The sequence below is a fragment of the Niallia sp. Sow4_A1 genome, from assembly GCF_052116745.1.
GTDB lineage: Bacteria > Bacillota > Bacilli > Bacillales > Cytobacillaceae > Niallia > Niallia hominis.
Map to the genome: position 1 here is coordinate 59,973 of NZ_JBQKKM010000008.1, position 21,295 is coordinate 81,267.

At 34.7% G+C, this 21,295-nt stretch carries 18 protein-coding genes; 2 read left to right on the forward strand and 16 right to left on the reverse strand.

Going from position 1 to position 21,295, the window contains the following annotated elements; translation table 11 throughout:
* Positions 1-85 precede the first annotated feature (85 nt).
* The 12 genes from ACTQ5K_RS06560 to ACTQ5K_RS06615 all read right to left on the reverse strand — a co-directional run bounded on the left by ACTQ5K_RS06560 (position 86) and on the right by ACTQ5K_RS06615 (position 13,508).
* Positions 86-1,042, reverse strand: a complete 957-nt coding sequence (locus ACTQ5K_RS06560; protein WP_031536252.1) for a siderophore ABC transporter substrate-binding protein — start codon at positions 1,040-1,042, stop codon at positions 86-88.
* Positions 1,043-1,324: 282 nt separating this feature from the next.
* Complete coding sequence (locus ACTQ5K_RS06565; protein ID WP_109767899.1) at positions 1,325-2,083, reverse strand: iron ABC transporter ATP-binding protein; 759 nt, start codon at positions 2,081-2,083, stop codon at positions 1,325-1,327.
* Complete coding sequence (locus ACTQ5K_RS06570; RefSeq protein WP_031536250.1) at positions 2,077-3,033, reverse strand: iron chelate uptake ABC transporter family permease subunit; 957 nt, start codon at positions 3,031-3,033, stop codon at positions 2,077-2,079. Before ACTQ5K_RS06570 ends, ACTQ5K_RS06565 begins: the two co-directional genes overlap by 7 nt.
* Entirely contained in the window at positions 3,020-3,976 is a 957-nt protein-coding gene (locus ACTQ5K_RS06575) for an ABC transporter permease (RefSeq protein ID WP_109767905.1), read from the reverse strand. Before ACTQ5K_RS06575 ends, ACTQ5K_RS06570 begins: the two co-directional genes overlap by 14 nt.
* 295 nt (positions 3,977-4,271) lie before the next feature.
* Positions 4,272-4,577: a cytochrome aa3 quinol oxidase subunit IV gene (qoxD, locus tag ACTQ5K_RS06580; RefSeq protein ID WP_031536248.1), complete on the reverse strand. Its 306-nt coding sequence runs from the start codon at positions 4,575-4,577 to the stop codon at positions 4,272-4,274.
* Between the two features lie 6 nt (positions 4,578-4,583).
* Positions 4,584-5,186, reverse strand: a complete 603-nt coding sequence (gene qoxC, locus ACTQ5K_RS06585) for a cytochrome aa3 quinol oxidase subunit III (RefSeq protein ID WP_035416157.1) — start codon at positions 5,184-5,186, stop codon at positions 4,584-4,586.
* Complete coding sequence (gene qoxB, locus ACTQ5K_RS06590; protein WP_109767898.1) at positions 5,186-7,138, reverse strand: cytochrome aa3 quinol oxidase subunit I; 1,953 nt, start codon at positions 7,136-7,138, stop codon at positions 5,186-5,188. Before qoxB ends, qoxC begins: the two co-directional genes overlap by 1 nt.
* Positions 7,128-8,057, reverse strand: a complete 930-nt coding sequence (qoxA, locus tag ACTQ5K_RS06595) for a cytochrome aa3 quinol oxidase subunit II (protein WP_031536245.1) — start codon at positions 8,055-8,057, stop codon at positions 7,128-7,130. The genes qoxB and qoxA overlap by 11 nt, the downstream gene beginning before the upstream one ends.
* A 600-nt stretch (positions 8,058-8,657) precedes the next feature.
* Positions 8,658-10,757: a PBP1A family penicillin-binding protein gene (locus tag ACTQ5K_RS06600; protein ID WP_031536244.1), complete on the reverse strand. Its 2,100-nt coding sequence runs from the start codon at positions 10,755-10,757 to the stop codon at positions 8,658-8,660.
* Positions 10,758-11,190: 433 nt separating this feature from the next.
* On the reverse strand, positions 11,191-11,577 hold the full coding sequence (locus tag ACTQ5K_RS06605; protein ID WP_031536243.1) for a hypothetical protein: 387 nt from the start codon (positions 11,575-11,577) through the stop codon (positions 11,191-11,193).
* Between the two features lie 93 nt (positions 11,578-11,670).
* Positions 11,671-12,975, reverse strand: a complete 1,305-nt coding sequence (locus ACTQ5K_RS06610; RefSeq protein ID WP_048716901.1) for a hemolysin family protein — start codon at positions 12,973-12,975, stop codon at positions 11,671-11,673.
* A gap of 140 nt (positions 12,976-13,115) precedes the next feature.
* Positions 13,116-13,508 (reverse strand): MerR family transcriptional regulator, encoded by a 393-nt coding sequence (locus ACTQ5K_RS06615; RefSeq protein WP_231512521.1) that lies wholly within the window; start codon positions 13,506-13,508, stop codon positions 13,116-13,118.
* A 227-nt stretch (positions 13,509-13,735) separates the two neighbouring features.
* On the opposite strand from ACTQ5K_RS06615, the gene ACTQ5K_RS06620 reads away from it, so the two are divergent.
* Positions 13,736-14,767, forward strand: coding sequence for an AI-2E family transporter (locus ACTQ5K_RS06620; protein ID WP_031536240.1), 1,032 nt, complete (start codon positions 13,736-13,738; stop codon positions 14,765-14,767).
* A gap of 98 nt (positions 14,768-14,865) precedes the next feature.
* Here ACTQ5K_RS06620 and ilvD read toward each other — a convergent pair whose 3' ends face one another.
* Together ilvD and ACTQ5K_RS06630 are read right to left on the reverse strand one after the other, a co-directional pair.
* Positions 14,866-16,542, reverse strand: coding sequence for a dihydroxy-acid dehydratase (gene ilvD, locus ACTQ5K_RS06625; protein WP_031536239.1), 1,677 nt, complete (start codon positions 16,540-16,542; stop codon positions 14,866-14,868).
* Between the two features lie 502 nt (positions 16,543-17,044).
* Positions 17,045-17,977: an aldo/keto reductase gene (locus ACTQ5K_RS06630; RefSeq protein ID WP_396953869.1), complete on the reverse strand. Its 933-nt coding sequence runs from the start codon at positions 17,975-17,977 to the stop codon at positions 17,045-17,047.
* 159 nt (positions 17,978-18,136) lie between these two features.
* Between ACTQ5K_RS06630 and ACTQ5K_RS06635 the strand changes: the two genes are divergently transcribed.
* Positions 18,137-18,748, forward strand: coding sequence for a VanZ family protein (locus tag ACTQ5K_RS06635; RefSeq protein ID WP_051640926.1), 612 nt, complete (start codon positions 18,137-18,139; stop codon positions 18,746-18,748).
* A gap of 428 nt (positions 18,749-19,176) precedes the next feature.
* Here the strand turns inward: ACTQ5K_RS06635 and murB are convergent, their stop codons facing one another.
* Together murB and ACTQ5K_RS06645 are read right to left on the reverse strand one after the other, a co-directional pair.
* Positions 19,177-20,088, reverse strand: a complete 912-nt coding sequence (gene murB / locus ACTQ5K_RS06640) for a UDP-N-acetylmuramate dehydrogenase (RefSeq protein ID WP_031536235.1) — start codon at positions 20,086-20,088, stop codon at positions 19,177-19,179.
* Between the two features lie 243 nt (positions 20,089-20,331).
* The gene (locus ACTQ5K_RS06645; RefSeq protein ID WP_109767897.1) at positions 20,332-21,150 is read right to left on the reverse strand and encodes an ABC transporter ATP-binding protein; all 819 of its coding nucleotides are present in this window, start codon (positions 21,148-21,150) and stop codon (positions 20,332-20,334) included.
* Positions 21,151-21,295: the final 145 nt, after the last annotated feature.

Consider the following 21,295-nt stretch of genomic DNA (forward strand, 5'->3'; position numbering starts at 1 on the left):
AAATGGTTCTATATCCTTGCAAAATTGTTTTATCCTTACACAAAAAAGAATCCAGCAAGTAGCATACTTACTGGATTCTCCTTCTTTATTCTGAAATCGCTTCTGAAATTTCTTTTACCATTTCACTTGTTGATAGCAGTCCTCCGCCTGATAGGTACCAGTAATTTGGATCTAGATAGATAATATGATCATTTTTAGCTGCATCAATGCCATTTACTAACTTATTATCAAGCGTCTTCTCACCTGAAGATTCTCCACCAACAACTGCTCCTCTATCAATGACAAATAAGTAAGCTGGATTTTTTTCTGCTAGATATTCAAATGTAACCTTTTGTCCATGTGTAGATGCCTCAATATTTTCATCTGCTGGAGCTAAGCCTAATACATCATGAATAATCCCGAACCGAGAGTTTTTCCCATAAGCACTTAAGCTTCCGTCATTTACTAATACGATTAATGATTTACCATCTATCGTTTTTGCTTTTTCATTAATGGCAGCAATATCCTCCTCAATTTTTGCTAGTTCATCTGCCACTTCTTGTTTCTTATCAAAAATATCGCCAATAAGATTCATATTATGCTTAAATGAATTCATATAGTCTGTTGTATCAACACCGACATATACAGTTGGAGCAATTTTTTTCAATTCTTCATAAGCAGCTGACTGTCTTCCAGAGATAAAAATAACATCTGGTGATAATTCACTAATTGCTTCAAAATCTGGTTCCTTTAAACTTCCTACATTTGCATACTTTGAATCTTCATATTTAGAAAGATATGGGGGAATGTTTGCTTGTGGAACACCCGCTACTTCTATTCCTAATTTTTCTAATGTATCTAAAACTCCAAAATCAAAAGCTACAACTTTCTTAGGATTGACCGGAACTGTGTCTTCCCCTAATTCATGGGTTACTTTAATTTCTGCCGGCTCTTCGCTATTCTTACTTGAATCTGCTTCTGCATTTGATTTTTCTGTATTGCCACATGCAGCTAATACTGCAAGAACGAATGTTAATAATAATAGGGAAAGCTTTTTCTTCATTCGATAAACACCTCTATAAATTTAATATATAAATTAAATTGAATACATTGCATTTAAAGACAGAATAACCTATGATAAGGTATTATTAGCATCTTTCCTTCCTCATTTTCCTAGAATGATTAGGGATTTTGCTAATTCTAATGGTAGTGTTATTATGGTTTCTTCTGGCGAAGGGACTTAGTTAAGTCAGCCATAATTACACTGCCCCCTTTCTATTTTTCTTCCACCATTAGCTTCTTTTCTACAATGAACCAATCATTTATCAATAGTCAAAATCTTTTTCTATGCAAAATAAACGCATATTCGTTGATTATTAATTTCTTCAATTTGCATATCCATTTCATAAATGTTTTTTAATACTTTTCGATTGATTATCTTTTTAGCTGGTCCATCATTGACGATTTTGCCATTCTTTAATGCAACGATATTATCTGAATAAACAGATGCAAAATTAATATCATGGATAACAATTACTACCGTTTTTCCCAGCTCTTCTACTAATCTTCTTAGCACTTTCATAATTTGCACAGAGTGCTTCATATCTAAATTATTTAGCGGTTCATCCAAAAGGATATATTCTGTATCTTGGGCAACTACCATTGCGATATAAGCTCTTTGCTTTTGTCCACCGCTTAGCTGATCTAAGTATTTATGCTGCATATCCTCTAATTCCATATACTTAATGGCTTCATCTACCATTTTTTCATCTAAATCTGTCAGTTTTCCTTGTGAATAAGGAAATCTCCCAAAGCTTACAAGCTCTCTTATTGTTAAGCGAAGATTGATATTGTTTGCTTGTTTTAATATAGAAATTTTCTTTGCAAGGTCATTGCTTTTTGCTTTATCAATATGCTGGCCATCTATTATGACATCTCCACTGTCTGCTTTAATTAAGCGACTAATAATAGAAAGCAATGTACTTTTCCCAGCGCCATTCGGTCCAATAAAAGAAGTGATTTTTCCTTTTTCTACAGAAAGAGATACATTATCAAGCACTTTTTTCCCACTATATTGTTTCGTAATGTTCTTTACCTCTACCATGCTCTTCTCTCCTTTAGTAATAAATAGATAAAATACACTCCACCTACAAAGTTAATGATCACACTGATAGTTGTTGAAAATGTAAATACTCGTTCTACAATCAGTAACCCACCAACTAAAGAAATAATGCTCAATAGAATAGATCCAGTAATCAAGGTACTGTGCTTATATGTTTTCAAAAACTCACGAGCTAAGTTGACAACCAGTAACCCGAGAAAGGTAATTGGACCAACTAATGCCGTCGCAACAGATACAAGGATAGATACTACAATTAACATATTGCGCACTACCTTCTCATAGTCAATCCCTAAGTTAATAGCCTGGTCTCTTCCTAAAGACATGACGTCAAAGAAGCGACTATATCTTGTAACATAGATAGACACTACTGCGACGATAATAAGACTGATCGTTAAAATATTGGTATTTATATTATTAAAACTTGCAAACATTTTATCTTGAATAATCAGAAACTCATTTGGATCAATTAATACTTGCATAAAGGATGAAACACTAGAGAAAAAGCTCCCCATTACAATTCCAATTAACAGTAATAATAAAATGTTTTGGTCTTCTCTATTAAAGAAAAGCTTATAAAGGATACTTGAAAAAAGAACCATTAATACAACAGACACTAAGAAGTTTATGTTGCTATTCATCATCGTCATCGTGCTTGAGCCAAAAAGGAAAACAACAGCGGTTTGAATAAATAGATAAAGGGAATCTAATCCTAAAATACTTGGCGTTAATATTCGGTTATTTGTAATGGTTTGGAATATCATTGAAGTAAAGGCAATGCAGCCACCAGTTAAAAGAATGGCAACAATTTTTATAGCTCGGCGGGGAATGACGTATTCCCAATTATTGCTACTGACTTTGATTAACATAAATATAGCAATTAGTAGAATCGCTAGAACGGCCAGTACAATAAGTTTTATCTTAGGCTGCTTCATAAGTCTTTCTCCTTAAAAGTAAATACAGGAAGATACCACTTCCGATGACTCCAACCATCACACCAATCGAAATTTCATATGGATAAATAATCACTCTTCCCAGAATATCACAGAATAATACAAATACTGCGCCAAGTAATGCTGTATGCGTTAAGCTGTTTTTTAAATTATCTCCTCGGTATAAAGAAACAATATTTGGAATAATTAGGCCAAGAAATGGAATCATTCCTACTGTCAGTAATACAACAGAAGATACTAGTGCAACGATGATTAATCCTATATTCACCACTCTTTTGTGATTTAGTCCAAGATTAATGGAAAAGTCTTCACCCATTCCAGCAATCGTAAATTTATTTGCATATAGATAGGCAATAATTACTACCGGAATACTTATGTAAAGAAGCTCGTATCTCCCGGCCATGATTAAGGAAAAATCTCCTTGCAACCATGAAGACATATTTTGTATTAAATCATATTTCATCGCAAAAAAAGTGGTAATGGAACTTACAATATTTCCAAGCATTAGACCAATTAATGGAATAAAGATAGCATCTTTGAATTTAATCATATTCAGTATTCGCATAAACAAAAATGTGCCACAAAGTGCAAATACGAATGCTATTATCATTTTTACAATCGGGCTCTCTCCTGTAAAAAGCATTAGAGCGACCAATATCCCCAACCTTGCCCAATCCATCGTACCAGCTGTCGTAGGAGAAACAAATTTATTTCTCGATATTTGCTGCATAATGAGGCCACAAATGCTTAGGCTAACGCCGGCAATGATAATGCTGATTAGGCGTGGAAATCTGCTAATCAAAAGAATTTCTTTTTGATCTGCTGTTAAATGAAAAATATTTTTTGGGTGAATATCAATGACTCCAACAAATAGGGAGATGATAGATAAGACTATTAACAATATAAATAAATACTTTATTTTCATCATGCTATTGAGTAATACTACTCTCTTTCCTCACTCCCCTACTTAGTCGTAAATGATTTTCATTATCATTTAGATTCTTTCTTTATTTTATCATCTTTTTCCAGCTCGTCAATGCTTTTTCAAAGACCTGATAGATTTATCACAAAATTTAAAAAAGAATGATGCTGATTACCTAGTTACTTTGTCATGGTTTAGCATCACCATAAAAATACTTAATTAAGCATGCTGTCGTTCCGTTCCGCTCGAATGCAAAAAAAGAGACCTCCAATGGAGACCTCTTTCACATAACGCTTTATTAGTAATGCACATGTCCTGATGTCATTACCCAAATAGTTCCTCCTGCTACTACGATTGCGCAGAAGAAAGCATAAACGATATTTATAGTTTGTACTTGTCCTTCTCCTTCTGTAAGATGCATAAACATAAACAGTTGAAGAATGGCTTGAATGACAGCCAATGCACCGATAATCCACATAACAGTTATCATTGGAAGATCTGTATATAACTTAGCTCCTACAGCTGCGAAGGTAAGTAATAAAGAAACAATAAAACCTGCAATATGACCAATTGGAAATTTTTCATTTTCATGATTTTTTGCCATCTTTAATTACCCTCCCATTCTAGCAAGATAAACGAATGTGAAGATGAAAATCCACACAACGTCTAAGAAGTGCCAGTATAAACTTATAATAAATGTCTTACGAGCTGTTGTTGGTGTTAAACCATGCTTCATTAATTGAATAATAATTAATATTGCCCAGCCAATACCTATGGATACGTGCAATCCATGCGTTCCAAGCAATACAAAGAACGAAGAAAGGAATGCACTTGTCTGCATTGTTGCACCTTCATGTACATAATGAATAAACTCATTTACTTCCACAAAAACGAACCCTGCACCTAATGCCAAAGTGATAATTAACCAAGTTAATAATCCTTTTAAATTTTGGCGACGCATATACCATATGGCAATCCCACAAGTGAAACTACTTGTTAATAGTAAAAGTGTTTCAATCATGACATCTTTTAATTTAAATAATTCAGCTGGAGTAGGCCCGCCTGCAAAGTTATCCTTTAAAGATCCATAGGCTGCAAACAAGGTAGCGAATAATACAACCTCCGCACCAAGGAAGATCCAGAAGCCTAGAATATTTAAACGGCTTTGCTCTGTCTGATATTCTAGTGGTAAAGACTTATCGACTTTTGCCATTATTTCTCACCTCTCCATGCACGTTCCGTTTTCTTAATAACATCCAGTTTAATATGGTAACCTTCGTCATAATCAAAAGAACGAATTATTAAGCCAACAAAAATACCTAAACTACAGATTGCAGCTGGAATAAACAATTCAAATACTAGTAAGAAACCAACTACACCAAATATTGCACACATATAGAATGGCAACCAAGAGTTGCTCGGCATGTGTATTTCTTCTAACTCTTCTTCTTTTAAAACTAAGCCTTCTTTATTTTTCTTCATATACCAGAATGCATCTAATGCTTTTACTTCTGGAGTGATAGCGAAGTTATATGGCTGAACTGGAGAAGCTGTATGCCATTCTAATGTTCTTGCATCCCATGGATCTGTTGAAATCTTTCTATCTGCATAACGAGTGCTATAGTAAATGTTATAAACAAGTACTGCAAATCCCGCAGCAAGAATAAGAGATCCGATTGCGGAAAGCATGAACAATGGTGCAAATCCAGATTCTGCAGAGAAAGTATAAGAACGTCTTACTGCTCCTTGTAAACCTAAGAAGAACATTGGCATAAATGTTACGTTAAAACCAATATTAAATAACCAGAAATGCCATTTTCCTAAACGCTCATTTAAAGCATAACCGAACATTTTTGGCCACCAGTAATAGAAACCAGCAAATACTGCATACACTACACCTGGTATTAATACATAGTGGAAGTGAGCTACTAAGAATAATGTATTATGATATTGATAGTCTGCTGCAGCCATTGCAAGCATAACTCCAGTTACCCCACCAATTGTAAAGGTTGGAATAAATGCAAGCGACCATAGCATAGCTGTTGTAAATTGAATTCGCCCTTTTCTCATTGTAAATAACCAGTTGAAAATCTTAACCCCAGTCGGAACTGCAATTAACATTGTCGTAATCGAGAATACAGAGTTTACAACAGGTCCAGACCCCATCGTGTAGAAATGGTGAACCCATACAACCATACTTAAGATAGCAATACCTACAATAGATATAATCATTGAATTATAACCATATAGACGTTTTCTTGAGAAAGTCGCAATTACTTCTGAGAACATACCGAAAGCAGGCAAGATTACGATATAAACCTCAGGATGTCCCCATAACCAGAATAAGTTATTCCATAACATCGCATTTCCTCCACCGGAAATCGTGAAGAAATGTGTTCCGAATAAACGGTCAAATGTCATTAATGCTAGTGCAACAGTTAAGATTGGGAATGCAAATACAATAATAACGTTTGTAATTAATGAAGTCCAAGTGAACATTGGCATTTTCATTAATGTCATCCCTTTTGCACGCATTTTTAGGATCGTAACAACAAAGTTGATACCTGTCATTAACGTACCTATACCTGCAATCTGCAAGGCAATGGCATAGAAGTTATTTCCAACCCCTGGCGTAAATTCTTTCCCAGCAAGAGGGAAATAGGATGTCCATCCTGCATCAGGTGATCCACCAATTACGAAAGAAATATTGAATAACATTGCACCACTAAATGTTAGCCAGAAGCTTAATGCATTTAATTGTGGGAATGCAACATCACGTGCACCAATTTGTAAAGGAATTACTACGTTCATTAGTCCAATCAACGCAGGCATCGCCATAAAAAGAATCATGATAACACCGTGTGTTGTAAATACTTCATTGTAATGCTGTGCATCTAAAAAATCCATTTCAGGTGCTGAGGTTTGATATTTCATCATCAAACCATCTACTCCACCACGGAAGAACATTAATACGGCTACGATAATATACATAATACCGATTTTTTTGTGATCAACCGTTGTTATCCATTCATCCCATAGATATTGCCATTTCTTAAAATAGGTGACACCAACTACAATGGCAAGCATTGTTAGCGTAATACCTATTTGAGCAGATAATATGAGGGGATCACCAGTAATAACGATATGTTCCCACTTAATGTGCATCCTCTTCACCCCCGTTTGACTCTTCGTTCTTTTCAAAAGTTTTACCTGGATATCCATGAACTCGATATAGCTCAGGATTTAAATAATAGTTTGAGTCTCCACCTTTCCCGTGATCAATCCACTCTAAATGAGTATTAGAGAAAGTCATACGGCCTAAATGTGTCGGCTTAATAATTTCTTTATATTTTTCCTCAGTTAATTCAGGGGCAGTTTCTTTTACTTCATCTACCCATTCATCATAGTCCGCTAAAGTTTTTGCTTCAACTTCAAATTTCATCTCCGCATAGCCTTTACCGTTAAAGCTTGTATTTTGCCCTTCATAACTACCTGGGTTATCAGCCACAACATAAAGATCTGTTTCAGCCCCATACATTGTGTACTTCTGGCCAGCTAATGCAGGAATCCAGAATGATTGCATTGTTCCAGCAGAAGTTAATTTAAACTCCACTGGTACACCAGCAGGGATATTTACATAGTTGACTGTTTCAATTCCTTCTTCTGGATAGCTAAAAATCCACTTCCAGTCAGCAGAAGTTACATTAATTACAATAGGATCTTGATCTTTATAATCCTCTGGAATATCCTCTAATGCATAAATTGTTTTTACAGTCGGAATCGTTAATGCAATAATAATTAGAAATGGGATTACAGTCCAAACAATCTCAAGCTTTGTACTTCCATGTTCTTCTGGTTCATAATCCGCATTGTCTTTCGTTGCGCGATATTTCCAAACTATGTAGCCAAATAGTCCAAAAACTACTAGACAAACAAAAGCCATTAATACAATAGACCAGTTAATCAAGTCTGTAATACTTCTAGCAACAGGACCTTGTGGATCAAATACAACCATCGATTCACAACCGCTTAAAATGAATAGTGGTACAATTGCTAAAAGTGAAACTAAAATTCCCTTTTTCATTTGTACAGCTCCTTCCGTTTAAGTTCAAATGTTAAACTATTCACAGAATGTTCGATATTTAGACATAGAACATTCATATTACATAGGTAAAATAATGATTATTACTACCTGTATGATGATATCATATCTCGAACCTATTATTTGTGACAAAAAACGTAAGTATAATTTTACCAATTTTCACATTTTCTATTCTTATGTTTTCCGTGTATTCAAGATTTTATCAACCTTTTTATTATATCAGATGCTATTATTAAAATCCATGTCCACACTCTTGTCACAAATACTTTTTCAACCTATAGCATTTCTATGTTCCCCTCTCTCACAAGACATTTAAACGCTTACAAATATTATAGAATATTCTGGTTGGTTTTTCCAATATTTATTCCTCTTCATTCCCTTTTATTCATTTAGTTTATTCTGTTATATTTATCACAGACTATACTTCATTAAACTAGATTATCTTTCCTATTTTATAGATTATCCATATTTAGTTATGCTTTTCAAAAAAACCCTTTAGATAGATAAAAAAAGGCAGAAATATATACCGCCACCAGTAGCAACTGCTCTAGTATCCGTATAAATTTCTGCCTTGTTCAAATACTAATTTTCTAGTATTTCTTGTAATTTCCCTTTTACCTTGTCATTTATTTTTTTCACATCTTTTTTAATTTCATCTACAACTTGGCTCCATTTTGAAGAATTCTCTTTTATGGTTGTTTCTAATTCCTCTGCTTTTTCTTTAATTACTTTTTTTGTTTCTTCTACTTTTTCATTTACATTTCCATTATCCTTATTTGCTAGTTTATCACTAACAGATAATACTTTAAAATTTTCCGGTTCTACGTATTGTACAGCCTGATCCATAATTGTCTTAAAAATTGGTACTACATCCCCCGAGCTTTTGCTTGGAAGATAATGTTGATCATCTGTTTTATCATAACCGAGCCACATGGCACCAACTAGATTTGGGGTATAACCCACAAACCATTGATCCTTTGTACCAGAAATATTACCATTATCTAATTGAGTAGATCCTGTTTTTCCCGCAATTTGGAATCCAGTCACTTTTGCACCTTGACCTGTTCCTGATTTTATAACATCCAGTAGCATCGAAGTCATATCATCTGTGACTGATTTAGATGTTACTCTTGTTGATTCAGGTTCATATTCCGCAATAACGTTACCTGTTGGTCCAATAATTTTTGTAATCAAATGATTCTCCATTCGAACACCATCATTTGGGAACGTAGAATAAGCACTGGCCATTTGTAAAGGGGAAACACCTGTAGTCATTCCACCTAAAGCAATCCCTAAATACTCATCATCCTTTTCATACGGAATTCCAAATCGATCAAGCGATTTAAGTCCCGTTTCTAATCCAATTTGGTCTAATAGCCAGACAGCTGGAACATTTAAGGATTCTTCTAAAGCCTCATACATTGGGACTTCTCCCTTAAATGTTTTTGTAAAGTTTTGTGGTTCATATTTCCCTTTCTTAAAAGGTTTATCCTCTAGCATCGAATCTATTTTATACCCTTTTTCTAAAGCTGGTGTATAAACCGCAAGTGGCTTCATTGTAGATCCTGGTTGTACTTTAATTTGAGTAGCTCGATTAAATCCTCTGAAAACTTGCTCTCCTCTTCCTCCGACTAACCCTCTTACTCCACCTGTTTCTGGGTCAAGCAGCACTGCTCCACCTTGCACTAATGTCCCATCAGCGCTTTTTGGGAAAAGAGAATCGCGAGCAAAGGTCTTTTCTAATGTTGATTGAAGATTTTGGTCCATCTCTGTATAAATTTTATAGCCTCTTTTCAAGATTTCTTCCTGGGTAAGACCATATTTATTGATTGCTTCATCGATAACCGCATCTACAAAGTAAGGATATTCTCTTTCAATAAAAGAGCCTCCCCCATTTTCTAAAACAATTTTTTCTTTTACTGCCTTTTGATATTCTTTCTCTGTTATTTCGTTTAAATCTAGCATTTTCTTTAGAACCACATTACGGCGGGAAACTGCCCCATCATAATTATTATAGGGATCTAATGCAGAGGGAGCCTGTAATATCCCTGCAAGTAAAGCAGCTTCACTTATTGATACTTCTTTAATATCTTTATTAAAGTACTTTAAAGAAGCTTGGCTAATCCCCCATGCTCCACTACCAAAATAAACATGGTTTAAATACATTTGTAGTATTTCTTCTTTTTTATAATGCTTCTCTATTTCTACTGCTAAAAATAATTCCTCTGCTTTCCGTTTATACGTCTGTTCGGAAGTTAACAAGGCATTTTTTGTTAATTGTTGCGTAATGGTACTGCCTCCACCTGTAATTCTTCCTGCAAAAATATTTTTAAAAAAGGCCCGAGTAATTCCTTTTATATCAAACCCATTATGTTCATAAAAACGTTCATCTTCAATAGAAACAACAGCTGCCGGAACATATTCAGGTACATCCTCCAATTCTATTCCTTCCGTTCTTTCTGTTCTTATTTGGGTTGCTTCGTCCCCATCTTTATCGTAAATAATCGTTGCCTGGCTTAAACCAGCCTTCAAGGTACTAACATTTGCCTGTGTCGCTAAATACGTAAAATATAATATTGCCAACAAAACAAACAGTAACCCACCCAAAAGTATAATTTGGGTAAGATGTCTCTTCTTCCAAAAGCGTCGAAACCCTTCCCAATACGGTTTTAGTCTTTCCATTCTATAACCTATCCTTTACTTTTACTAAATAGAATAAATACTATATATTTTCTTTTCTCTCTTTCCTATCAAACATTAGACGTTAATTTCCATTCTTTTGTTGCAAGTTATCTATCAAAACTATATTCTCTTTTTTTGTAAATTACAAGAAGGTATTCCCCTCTCTATTATTACCAAATTTATCAAGGAGCGAGCTCTGTTGTTTATTCTATCGCAGTTTCGGGAAAAGACCTATTATAGAAGAAAAAGGATGTGAGAGATAATGAAAAAAATGTTCAGACGATTGATTACGTGGGGACCTATCATTTATCCCTTCGCCAAAAAAATGTGGGACAAGCGGAAACAGTCCAAGGTAAACTCTAGTACTGCTACACGCTAAAAGAAAAAATCCAATGCAGCCAGGGCTATTCGCCTTAGGCTACATTGGATTTTTTTATGCATTAATATTGTTATAAGCAAGCACTACTTCTTTCACTAAAGCATGGTCTTCATTTAAACCTGATACTTTACTGAAAGCTGTTTGAACTCCATTTTCATCTATTAAGTTCTTTAACTCAATAGACTCTTGATCTTCCGGTGTATAAAAGCGAAGTGCTGATGCCATCACTTCAACTAAGTAAGAAGGAATTTCGTTAAACTCCCTATAATATGCTAAAGCAGGAGCGACTAATCGATCATTGCCACCTAATTTTCTTAATGGTGATCGACCAACTCGTTTTACGTCGTCAACGATATAAACATTTGCAAAACGGCCTAAATATACTTTTGGCAGACATAATGCTGACACAATTAAATTAATAAAATCCAATAAAATCAGCATTCCGCGTTAACTCTCTTAAAAGATTCTATTTAACCAACAATTTATACACCAAAAAAAGAAGGGTTTCCCCTTCTATAAAATCCGTTTTTTTAATCAAACTTCCACTGCACTAGTATCTTTCATCACTTCAATAAAATGGATGTGATGTTCTTCAATATTTTTTATTTTAAAGATATATCCTTCTTCTTCCAAAATATCCCCTTCAACCGCTTCAAAATTTTTAGTCAAAAACCATCCGCCAATCGTATCCACTTCCTCCTCAGATAAATGAGTTCCTAAAAGATCGTTTACTTCGCTGATTAATACTTTGCCATTAAGTATATAATGATCGTCTTTAATTCTGCGAATATCAGAAATTTCATCCTCATCAAACTCATCTCTGATGTCTCCTACAATTTCCTCTAGTATATCTTCTGCAGTAACAATACCTGAAGTACCACCATATTCATCAAGCAGAATCGCCATATGTGTACGTTCTTTCTGCATTTTAATTAATAATTCTCTTATAGGAACGGTTTCAATGACACGAATAATCGGTTTCATATAGTCCTCTAATCGAATCTCTTGTTTGTTTTGAACAGTTGCCGTTAGAAATTCTCGAATATTAATTAATCCGATTACATTATCCTTATCTCCATTTACTAATGGATAACGAGTGTAATTCTCCTCTTCCAATATATTCATTATTTCATCAAAGGTATTATCTACACTAATCGTAACCATTTCGGTTCTCGGCACCATGATTTCTTTGGCAATTCGTTCATCAAATTCAAAAATATTATTTACATATGCTAGTTCATTTTTATTGATTTCACCGCTTTTATAGCTTTCTGACATTAAAATTCTTAACTCTTCTTCTGAGTGTGCAAGTTCATGTTCTGATGCTGGTTTTAATCCAAAGATACTTGTCAAAAGTCGTGCAGACCCATTCAACAACCAAATAAAAGGATATAATATTCGATAGAACCAAATAATTGGATTTGCAAAGGTTAATGTTATAAGTTCTGCCTTTTGAATAGCAACCGTCTTTGGAGCAAGTTCTCCAACAACAACATGCAAGAAGGTTACAAGTAAAAAGGATATAACAAAGGCAATCACGTGAGATAATGCATTCCCAATGGATAACTTAATAAATAGTGGCTCAAGAATTTCCGCGAAAGTGGATTCTCCAATCCAACCTAGTCCTAAAGCTGTAACAGTTATCCCTAATTGGCAAGCTGAAAGATATTCATCTAAATGTGTCGTTACCTTTTTTGCCGCTAATGCACCTTTTTTTCCTTCAGCAACTAACTGATCGATTCTTGAACTCCTGACCTTTACTATTGCAAACTCGGTTGCAACGAAAAAAGCAGTTAAAGCAATTAATATCACAAATAAAATCAAATTAAAAATTTCCAATAAGTAGCCCGTAAAGGGGCTTACACCTCCTGATAATAAAAGCGCATCCGCATTTCTCCAATAAAAGGAGAGACGCTGTTGCTTATAATAATTCCCATTCCTTTTAGTTAAATTTTTTATGCAAACCTTAAAAAAACAGTTTAATTTAGCAAAAGCAACAATGCTTGTATTAAAGATATACTTTCATGAGATATAGTATTTCTTACTTCTTTCTTTTTATGATGGTCCTGAATATCTACTGATAGAAGCATTTGATGAATCTTTTCATTCAAATCCCTCATATTTTCTTTCAGTTCCTCTACATCCAAAGTATTCATTTTGTGATTATTTAATTTCCCCTTAATTTCCTCTAGCGTTAGCTTTCTCTTTTTAAATTCTTCAATAACTTTAATTTGTTCTATTTGTTCTTCTCTATAATAACGATAATTTGTTTGAGAACGTTCTGCTTGAAGAAGGCCAAGGTTTGTATAATAATCTATGGTTCTTTTCGTTACACCAGTAACTTTTGCCAAATCACCAATTCTTAATTTCACATCCCCATCGCTTCTCCTCCTAACCATAACGTTTTAGTTTTACTTTTTTATTATATAAGGGGAATGAGAAAAGATTCAAGCAAAAAACTTCCTATATATAATAGCTTTTCCTTACGCTGACTAAATTTTCACAAAATGTAGGCTTTTTATATTATTAAAATACAATTTAGGTTAAAATATAAGAAGATAAATAGAAAAGAAAAATATATTTAAGAAGGGGAAATGGAGTGGAAACAATTATCAATTTTCTTATGAATAAAGGGGTAAAAAGGTTTTTTATTTTTGCATTAATCATTCTGGGCATCTATGCGCTTAGAAGCATGATTAATTTAATGCTATTTACTTTTATCCTTTCTTTTTTAATGGATCGCATGGAAAAAATTATCTCCAAGCGAATTCACGTTAAACGAAACGTTATAGTTAGCCTCCTCTATCTGGTAACCATCGGAATTCTTTCCTATAGCTTTATTAAATATTTGCCAATGCTTGTAGAAGAAATAACGGCATTAGTTAGACAAGTAATGGATTTTTATTCCCGTCCACATGATAATGAGGTCTTAAATTATATTGTTTCCATCATTCAAGAAAGACAAATCAACAGCTATTTGGAACAAGGACTTGGCATTGTTGTCAAATATTTCTCAAGTATCAGTTCCATAAGCATACAATTCATACTCGCTATGATTCTAAGCTTCTTCTTCCTTTTAGAGAAGCCGCGATTAATAAAATATAAAGAAAACTTTCGTAAAAGTAAAATTGCACCTTTTTATAATGAAATTGAATTCTTTGGCAAAAAATTTGTGTTAACATTTGGAAAAGTATTAGAAGCTCAAGTTATCATAGCTTTAGTAAATTGTATCTTAACGACTATCGGATTATGGATCCTTGGTTTTCCTCAATTACTAGGCTTATCTCTGATGATATTTGTCTTTGGGCTTATCCCAGTTGCAGGGGTTATTATTTCCCTCATACCGTTGCTGACAATTGGGTACACAATTGGTGGATACACCTATATTATTATATTGATTATCTTTATTTGTGTTATCCATGCTATTGAAGCTTATATTCTTAATCCGAAGCTAATGTCATCGAAAACAAATTTACCTGTATTTTTTACTTTTATTGTGCTTATCTTCTCTGAACATTTCTTTGGAGTATGGGGCTTAATCATTGGAATACCTGTGTTTGTTTTCCTTTTAGATATCTTACAGGTACAAAGTATGGATCCCAATAGAGAAAAAGACATGATAAAGGAATAAACCCGTCTACCTTTTTATACACATAAATAGAAAAGCAGGTTGAATACACTTTGTACCGTGTATCTAACCTGCTTTTTCATTAAATAAACATTACCGAATTAATACTTCAATACTGCTCCTGTATTCGCAGATGTCACAAGCTTAGAATATCGTGCTAAATAGCCACTTTTTACTTTTGATTCAAACCCTTTCCATTCTGCTTTCCTTTGTTGCCATTCTTCCTCAGGTACTACAACATCCATTGTACGATTTTCAATGTCAATCACAATATGATCGCCATCTTTAACAAATGCCAACGGTCCTCCTTCTGCCGCCTCTGGTGAAGCATGGCCGATAGATATACCGCGAGAAGCACCTGAAAAACGCCCATCTGTTACAAGCGCAACTTTGGGACCAAGACCCATTCCAACAATTTGTGAAGTAGGTGCTAGCATTTCCGGCATACCCGGTCCTCCTTTTGGTCCTTCATAGCGAATGATAACAACATGCCCTTCCTTCACTTTGCCTTTCACTAATCCCTCTAATACATCATCCTGTGAGTCAAACACAATAGCTGGCCCTTCATGACGTTGAATTCCGTTTTGAACACCACCTGTTTTAATGATAGCACCTTGAGGAGCAAGATTACCAAACAAGACTGCTAATCCTCCTGTTGAGGTATGAGGATCATCGATTGGACGAATCACTTGATAATCCTTCACTTTACATCCAGCAATATTCTCTCCAAGTGTTTTCCCAGTAACAGTTAATGTATCCAGATGAAGAGCCCCTTCCTTTTTGGATAGTTCATAAAGAGCCGCTGAAACTCCTCCAGCTTCATGTAAATCTTCAATATGTACATCAGAAGAAGGAGCAAGCTTCGATAAATGAGGTACTCTTGATGCAACTTGATTGATTCTTTCAAGTGGATATTCTACGCCCGCTTCATGTGCTAAAGCCAATGTATGAAGAACAGTATTCGTTGATCCTCCTAATGCCATGTCCAATGCAAAGGCATTATCAATTGCCTTTTCTGTCACAATATCTCTTGGTTTAATATCCTCATCTATTAAATGCATCAGCTGTTTAGCAGATTTCTTTACAAATTCTTTTCTCTCAGGTGCGACAGCAAGAATTGTCCCATTTCCAGGCAAAGCAAGACCTAATGCTTCAGCAAGACAGTTCATTGAATTTGCTGTGAACATTCCGGAACAAGAACCACAGGTCGGACAACCAAATTGCTCTAATTCTCTTAGACCACCTTCATCAATTTTGCCTGACTGGAAAGCCCCTACTCCCTCAAACACAGATGATAAAGAAATCTTCCTCCCATCACTAGTAACACCAGCCTTCATTGGTCCACCACTTACAAAGATAGTAGGAATATTTAATCGTAGGGAGGCCATCATCATTCCTGGTGTAATTTTGTCACAGTTTGGGATACAAACCATTCCATCAAACCAATGTGCAGCAACTACCGTTTCAATGGAATCTGCAATAATTTCACGGCTTGGCAAAGAATAGCGCATTCCAATATGCCCCATCGCAATTCCATCATCCACACCAATTGTATTCATTTCAAATGGAACGCCGCCTGCTTCTCTTATTGCATCCTTTACAATCTTTCCAAATTCCTGTAAATGAACATGTCCTGGAACAATATCAATATATGAATTGACTACAGCAATAAATGGTTTATCAAAATCCTCCTCTTTTACCCCAGCAGCTCGCAGTAAGCTTCGATGTGGCGCACGATCGAATCCCTTCTTTATCATATTACTTCTCAATTGTGTCACTTCTACCCCTCCAATTATCCGATTAAAGCGAAAAATCTGTATATTTAAACTTTTACTTATTGTAACACTATAAAAGCAAAATTGGTATAATTTCTTCTTGAGATTATAAATAGAAATCGATATCGACAATCCTTTTTACCAAAAAACAAAAACATTGTTAAATTAGGTTTTTTCTAACGGACAATGTTAGAAGTTCTCACATAATAACCTTATGTATTCTAATTCTCCTGTCCTTCTTAATCCATTCTCAGCCAACTTAATATTATATAAAAATAATTTTTCTGTTAGTAATTTCATTAAATACGGCTGTAAATAAAGCTCTATAGATAAACAAAAGCAATGAAGTTCCTATTATCCCTTCATTGCTTTTTATTGATTTCATTATTCTCTATTTAATAAAGTGAATCATCACTTTAGTGTGTTTCCTTGCTCCCACTGAGAATTAGTAGAACCATTTCGGATATTAATGGACAGTTAATCTCCGTCTATCCTATCCGTTCTCCTAAGCAAATATTTCACTAATTTGTTTCACTTCTTCTTCTGTTAACGCCACTTCTAAGGTTCTCAGATTATTCTTAAGCTGACTAGTTGATTTCGCTCCTGGAATAATCACATCAACTGCAGGCTGTTCTAATAGCCATGCTAATGCAAAATGTGTTGCATCAAAGCCTTTTTCTTCAGCCATTTGCTTTAATTTGTCGACTTTTTCAACATTTTGAATAAATGCCTCTCCTTGAAATAGAGGATTATTTTGTCTGCCATCACTAATTGTGGAATCCTTTGAATACTTTCCAGTCAATAGACCAGAAGCTAAAGGAAAATATGGAACAAAGCTAATGTTATGTTCAACACAATACGGTAAGTACATTTCCTCTGCTTGTCTTTTAAATAATGAATATTCTGCTTGGAATACTTCTAAATAGCCATCCTGATTAAATGCCTTTAGTTGTTCAGCATCCAAATTAGAAGCTCCAACTGCAAGGATCTTCCCTTCATCCTTTAACTCTTGTAACGTCCCTGCAACTTCAGCCATTGGAGTGACATCATCTGGAAAATGAACATAGAATAAATCAATATAATCTGTTTGCAGTCGCTTTAGACTGTCTTCTACAGATTTCCGTAAAAACTCTCTACTATTATCAAGTTGTATTTTGCCATCCACTAATTTATGAGCAGCCTTGCTTGCAATGACGATATCTTGGCGGTTACCTCTTTCCTTTAGCACCTCTCCAATTAATTCCTCTGATCTTCCTAATCCGTATACATAAGCAGTATCAAGAAAATCAATTCCAGCATCTAATGCATTTCTTACTACATTTTTTCCTGTTTTATCATTTAAATTCGGAAATAAATTATGACCACCGACAGAGTTCGCACCATATCCCAGCTTCGTAACATGCATAGCCGTTTGACCTATTTGAACTTTACTACTCAAAAAGATTCATCTCCTTCATTAGTATATAGACAACTATCTATTCACTCCTAGTATGCGTATTTCTGTAATAAGAGTAAAGTAATTCGCTTTATATTCTATTTTTGAACAAGTATCATATACTTTTTAGAAGAACAAATAAAGAAAGGACTTCGATTATCTGTGCATGTATTAAAAAACGGAATCTTTTTTCTCCTTATTCTCCTTCTATTCCTTACACTTTGGTCGATGAGGGGAGTTTCACTGCTATTAAATTTTCCTTTTCTACTTATTCTTATCGTTCCCTTATGGATATATTTTCGAATCCAACAAAACAATCAGCGAAAAGCGGTACTACTTTCAAAAGAATTTCCAATTAATCTATTTTTCGTATATATGCTGACAGTTATCTATGTAACATTGGAGCCTTTTCACTTTACTCCACCTAGTCTAAATGACGGAAAAATGAATCTAATTCCTTATGTTCAAATTCTATATCAATACAAATATAAACCGCCTTTTTTTTGGATGCTATATACGCTCGGAAACATCCTTTTATTTATCCCATTTGGTCTTCTACTTCCTTTTTTGTATAAAAAGCGATTTAGAGCATTCGTTATACTAGGACTTGCTATTCTCTGCTCCCTTTCTATTGAGACTATTCAATTTTTCTTTACTGTAGATAGAGCTGCAGATATAGATGATTTCATTCTAAATATCTTTGGAGCAATGGTTGGCTATTTTCTCTTTTTATTTATGGGGCTATTCGCGCGACGATTATTACATAAGTGCTAAACATTAATCTTTTTAAGATGCTAGCTTTATATAGAAAGAGGCTGGACAAAACTAAATAACCAATCTTTAAAGACGAACAATATCTAATTTAGCTCTTAAATAAAGCTACTTTCTCATGATGGTTATCTATGTTTTTAAATATAGTTAAGTGTAAAAACTAAGTAGTTCCATTGCGCTACAGACGCACGATGCGCCGGGGGAGGAAGCTGAGCCTTCTCGCATGCGCTGCGGGGCCTTAAGCGTCTCTATTTCCCGCAGGAGTCAAGCGTCCTCCGCTCCATTCCACTTCGTTTTTAAACTTTTTTTCAAATTGAAAAACACGAACTTTTATGTATACTAACTATACAAAAGTTCGTGTTTATTATTAGTTGAAATACTTTTGTCCCAGCCTCATCCTATAACAATAACCTTTTTTACGGGTAGATTTTCTATTCTTCCCCGATGATTCTTACTTCTGTTTCAAGGTCTACGTTAAAATTTTCTTTTACCGTCTTTTGCACATGCTTTATTAAAGATAGATAGTCATTTGCTGTTGCATCTTCTACGTTTACAATAAAACCAGCATGTTTTGTAGATACTTGCGCACCGCCAATTTTCGTTCCTTGAAGTCCGCTGTCTTGAATAAGCTTTCCCGCAAAGTGGTTAGGCGGTCTTTTAAACACACTTCCACATGAAGGATATTCTAATGGTTGTTTTGACTCTCTTAAGAAAGTAAGTTCATCCATTTTTGCTTTGATATCTGCATATGTTCCTTTTCCAAGGGAAAAAGTTCCCTCTAATGCTACCCAGCCATTTTTTCCAATACTACTTGTACGGTAGCCAAGCTCTAATTCTGCTTTTGTTACTGTGCGAATATCCCCAGTTCTAGTTAAAACTTTTGCGGCTTCCAATACGTCAGAAACTTCCCCCCCATAAGCACCAGCGTTCATATACAACGCTCCTCCTACAGAACCTGGAATGCCACAAGCAAACTCGAGTCCTGTTAAAGAATGCTCTAGGGCAAATCTAGATGTCTCAATAATTGGAGCACCACTTTGAGCAATCACTTTATTACCATCAAGGGAAATAGCATCAAGCTTTGTTAAATTAAATACAACTCCACGAATTCCGCCATCTCTAATTAGCACATTTGAACCATTTCCTAAAATAGTGATTGGCATATTTTCGCTTAATGCCAATTTATACCCAGACTGTAATTGCTCGTACGTAAGAGGAAAAAGCAAGAAATCAGCCTTCCCACCAATTTTCGTATACGTATATTTATTTAACGCCTCATCAATCATTACACTTTCATTAGGCAATATTTCTAGAAATTTTTTAATTAATATGTTTTTATCCATTAATCTCAACCTTCTGTACGTATTTCTGACTACACTATTCTAATAGTATACCAAAATTATAAAATGGTACGACGCTATTAAGCAAATTTATGTGAAATCATACTCAATCCCATTATATGAAACTCCCCTTCTCTTCATGCTAATAAAAGGGGGAAGACCAGTTTGCTTATTCATGCTGGATGGTAAAACAGCATTTAACAGGTTGAAAAATACAAAAAAAGCTAAGCAATCTCTTTTTATTGATTACTTAGCCGCCATTACTAATTCTTTTTCCTTTTGATGCAATAAATCATAGGAAAGGCATGCTGGTTTATTGGTTCTCGGATCTTTTACTACGACAGCATCTATTTGAAAAACTTCTCTTAATACCTCTTCTGTCATTACTTCTTCTGCCGTTCCTTCTTTCATTAATTGACCATTTCTCATTGCAACCATATGATCCGAAAATCTTGCTGCGTGATTAAGGTCATGAATAACCATCACAATCGTTCGATTTTCTTCTTCATTTAATTTCTTTAATAATTTCAAAACTTCCAATTGATGAGCCATATCCAAATAGGTTGTTGGTTCATCTAGGAGAAGAAGATTTGTTTCCTGTGCAATCGCCATGGCAATCCATGCTCTTTGTCGCTGTCCACCTGATAACGTATCGACTTCCTGGTTTTTCAATTCCGTTAACCCAGTGACATCCAACGCCCAATTTATTACTTCTTTGTCTTTCTCCCCTAAGCGTCCAAAGCCTCTTTGATGAGGTGATCGCCCATAGGATACTAAATCAAATATCGTTAATCCATTAGGAGCTTCTGGAGATTGAGGAAGAACTGCCATTCTTTGCGCAATTTTTTTTGTTGGTATTTTGTGAATCATTTCTCCATCAAGATAAACATATCCTGCTTTTGCCTTATGGATCCGCGCAAGTGTTTTTAATATCGTTGATTTTCCGCAACCATTTGGTCCAATAATAGTAGTGATTTTTCCCTCTTGGACACGTAAATTTAAATCATGGACGATAATTTTGTCTTCGTATCCAATTTTAAGTTTGTCTGTTGATAGTATATCCACTTATTCTCCCCTCCTTTATTTCTCTCATAAATTTATCTATTATATTTTTTCTGTAGAATTAAACAGCTGTTAAAATAATCCTCTATTTACACTTTTCTTATTTTCTCATTTATTCATTTCTTTATTCCCTACATATAAATGAAAT

Bases quoted from the DNA above. Each gene is read 5' to 3' on its own strand.
- ACTQ5K_RS06560 (WP_031536252.1), bottom strand. From the start codon at position 1,042: ATGAAGAAAAAGCTTTCCCTATTATTATTAACATTCGTTCTTGCAGTA.
- ACTQ5K_RS06565 (WP_109767899.1), bottom strand. From the start codon at position 2,083: ATGGTAGAGGTAAAGAACATTACGAAACAATATAGTGGGAAAAAAGTG.
- ACTQ5K_RS06570 (WP_031536250.1), bottom strand. From the start codon at position 3,033: ATGAAGCAGCCTAAGATAAAACTTATTGTACTGGCCGTTCTAGCGATT.
- ACTQ5K_RS06575 (WP_109767905.1), bottom strand. From the start codon at position 3,976: ATGAAAATAAAGTATTTATTTATATTGTTAATAGTCTTATCTATCATC.
- qoxD (WP_031536248.1), bottom strand. From the start codon at position 4,577: ATGGCAAAAAATCATGAAAATGAAAAATTTCCAATTGGTCATATTGCA.
- qoxC (WP_035416157.1), bottom strand. From the start codon at position 5,186: ATGGCAAAAGTCGATAAGTCTTTACCACTAGAATATCAGACAGAGCAA.
- qoxB (WP_109767898.1), bottom strand. From the start codon at position 7,138: ATGCACATTAAGTGGGAACATATCGTTATTACTGGTGATCCCCTCATA.
- qoxA (WP_031536245.1), bottom strand. From the start codon at position 8,057: ATGAAAAAGGGAATTTTAGTTTCACTTTTAGCAATTGTACCACTATTC.
- ACTQ5K_RS06600 (WP_031536244.1), bottom strand. From the start codon at position 10,757: ATGGAAAGACTAAAACCGTATTGGGAAGGGTTTCGACGCTTTTGGAAG.
- ACTQ5K_RS06605 (WP_031536243.1), bottom strand. From the start codon at position 11,577: ATGCTGATTTTATTGGATTTTATTAATTTAATTGTGTCAGCATTATGT.
- murB (WP_031536235.1), bottom strand. From the start codon at position 20,088: ATGGATAAAAACATATTAATTAAAAAATTTCTAGAAATATTGCCTAAT.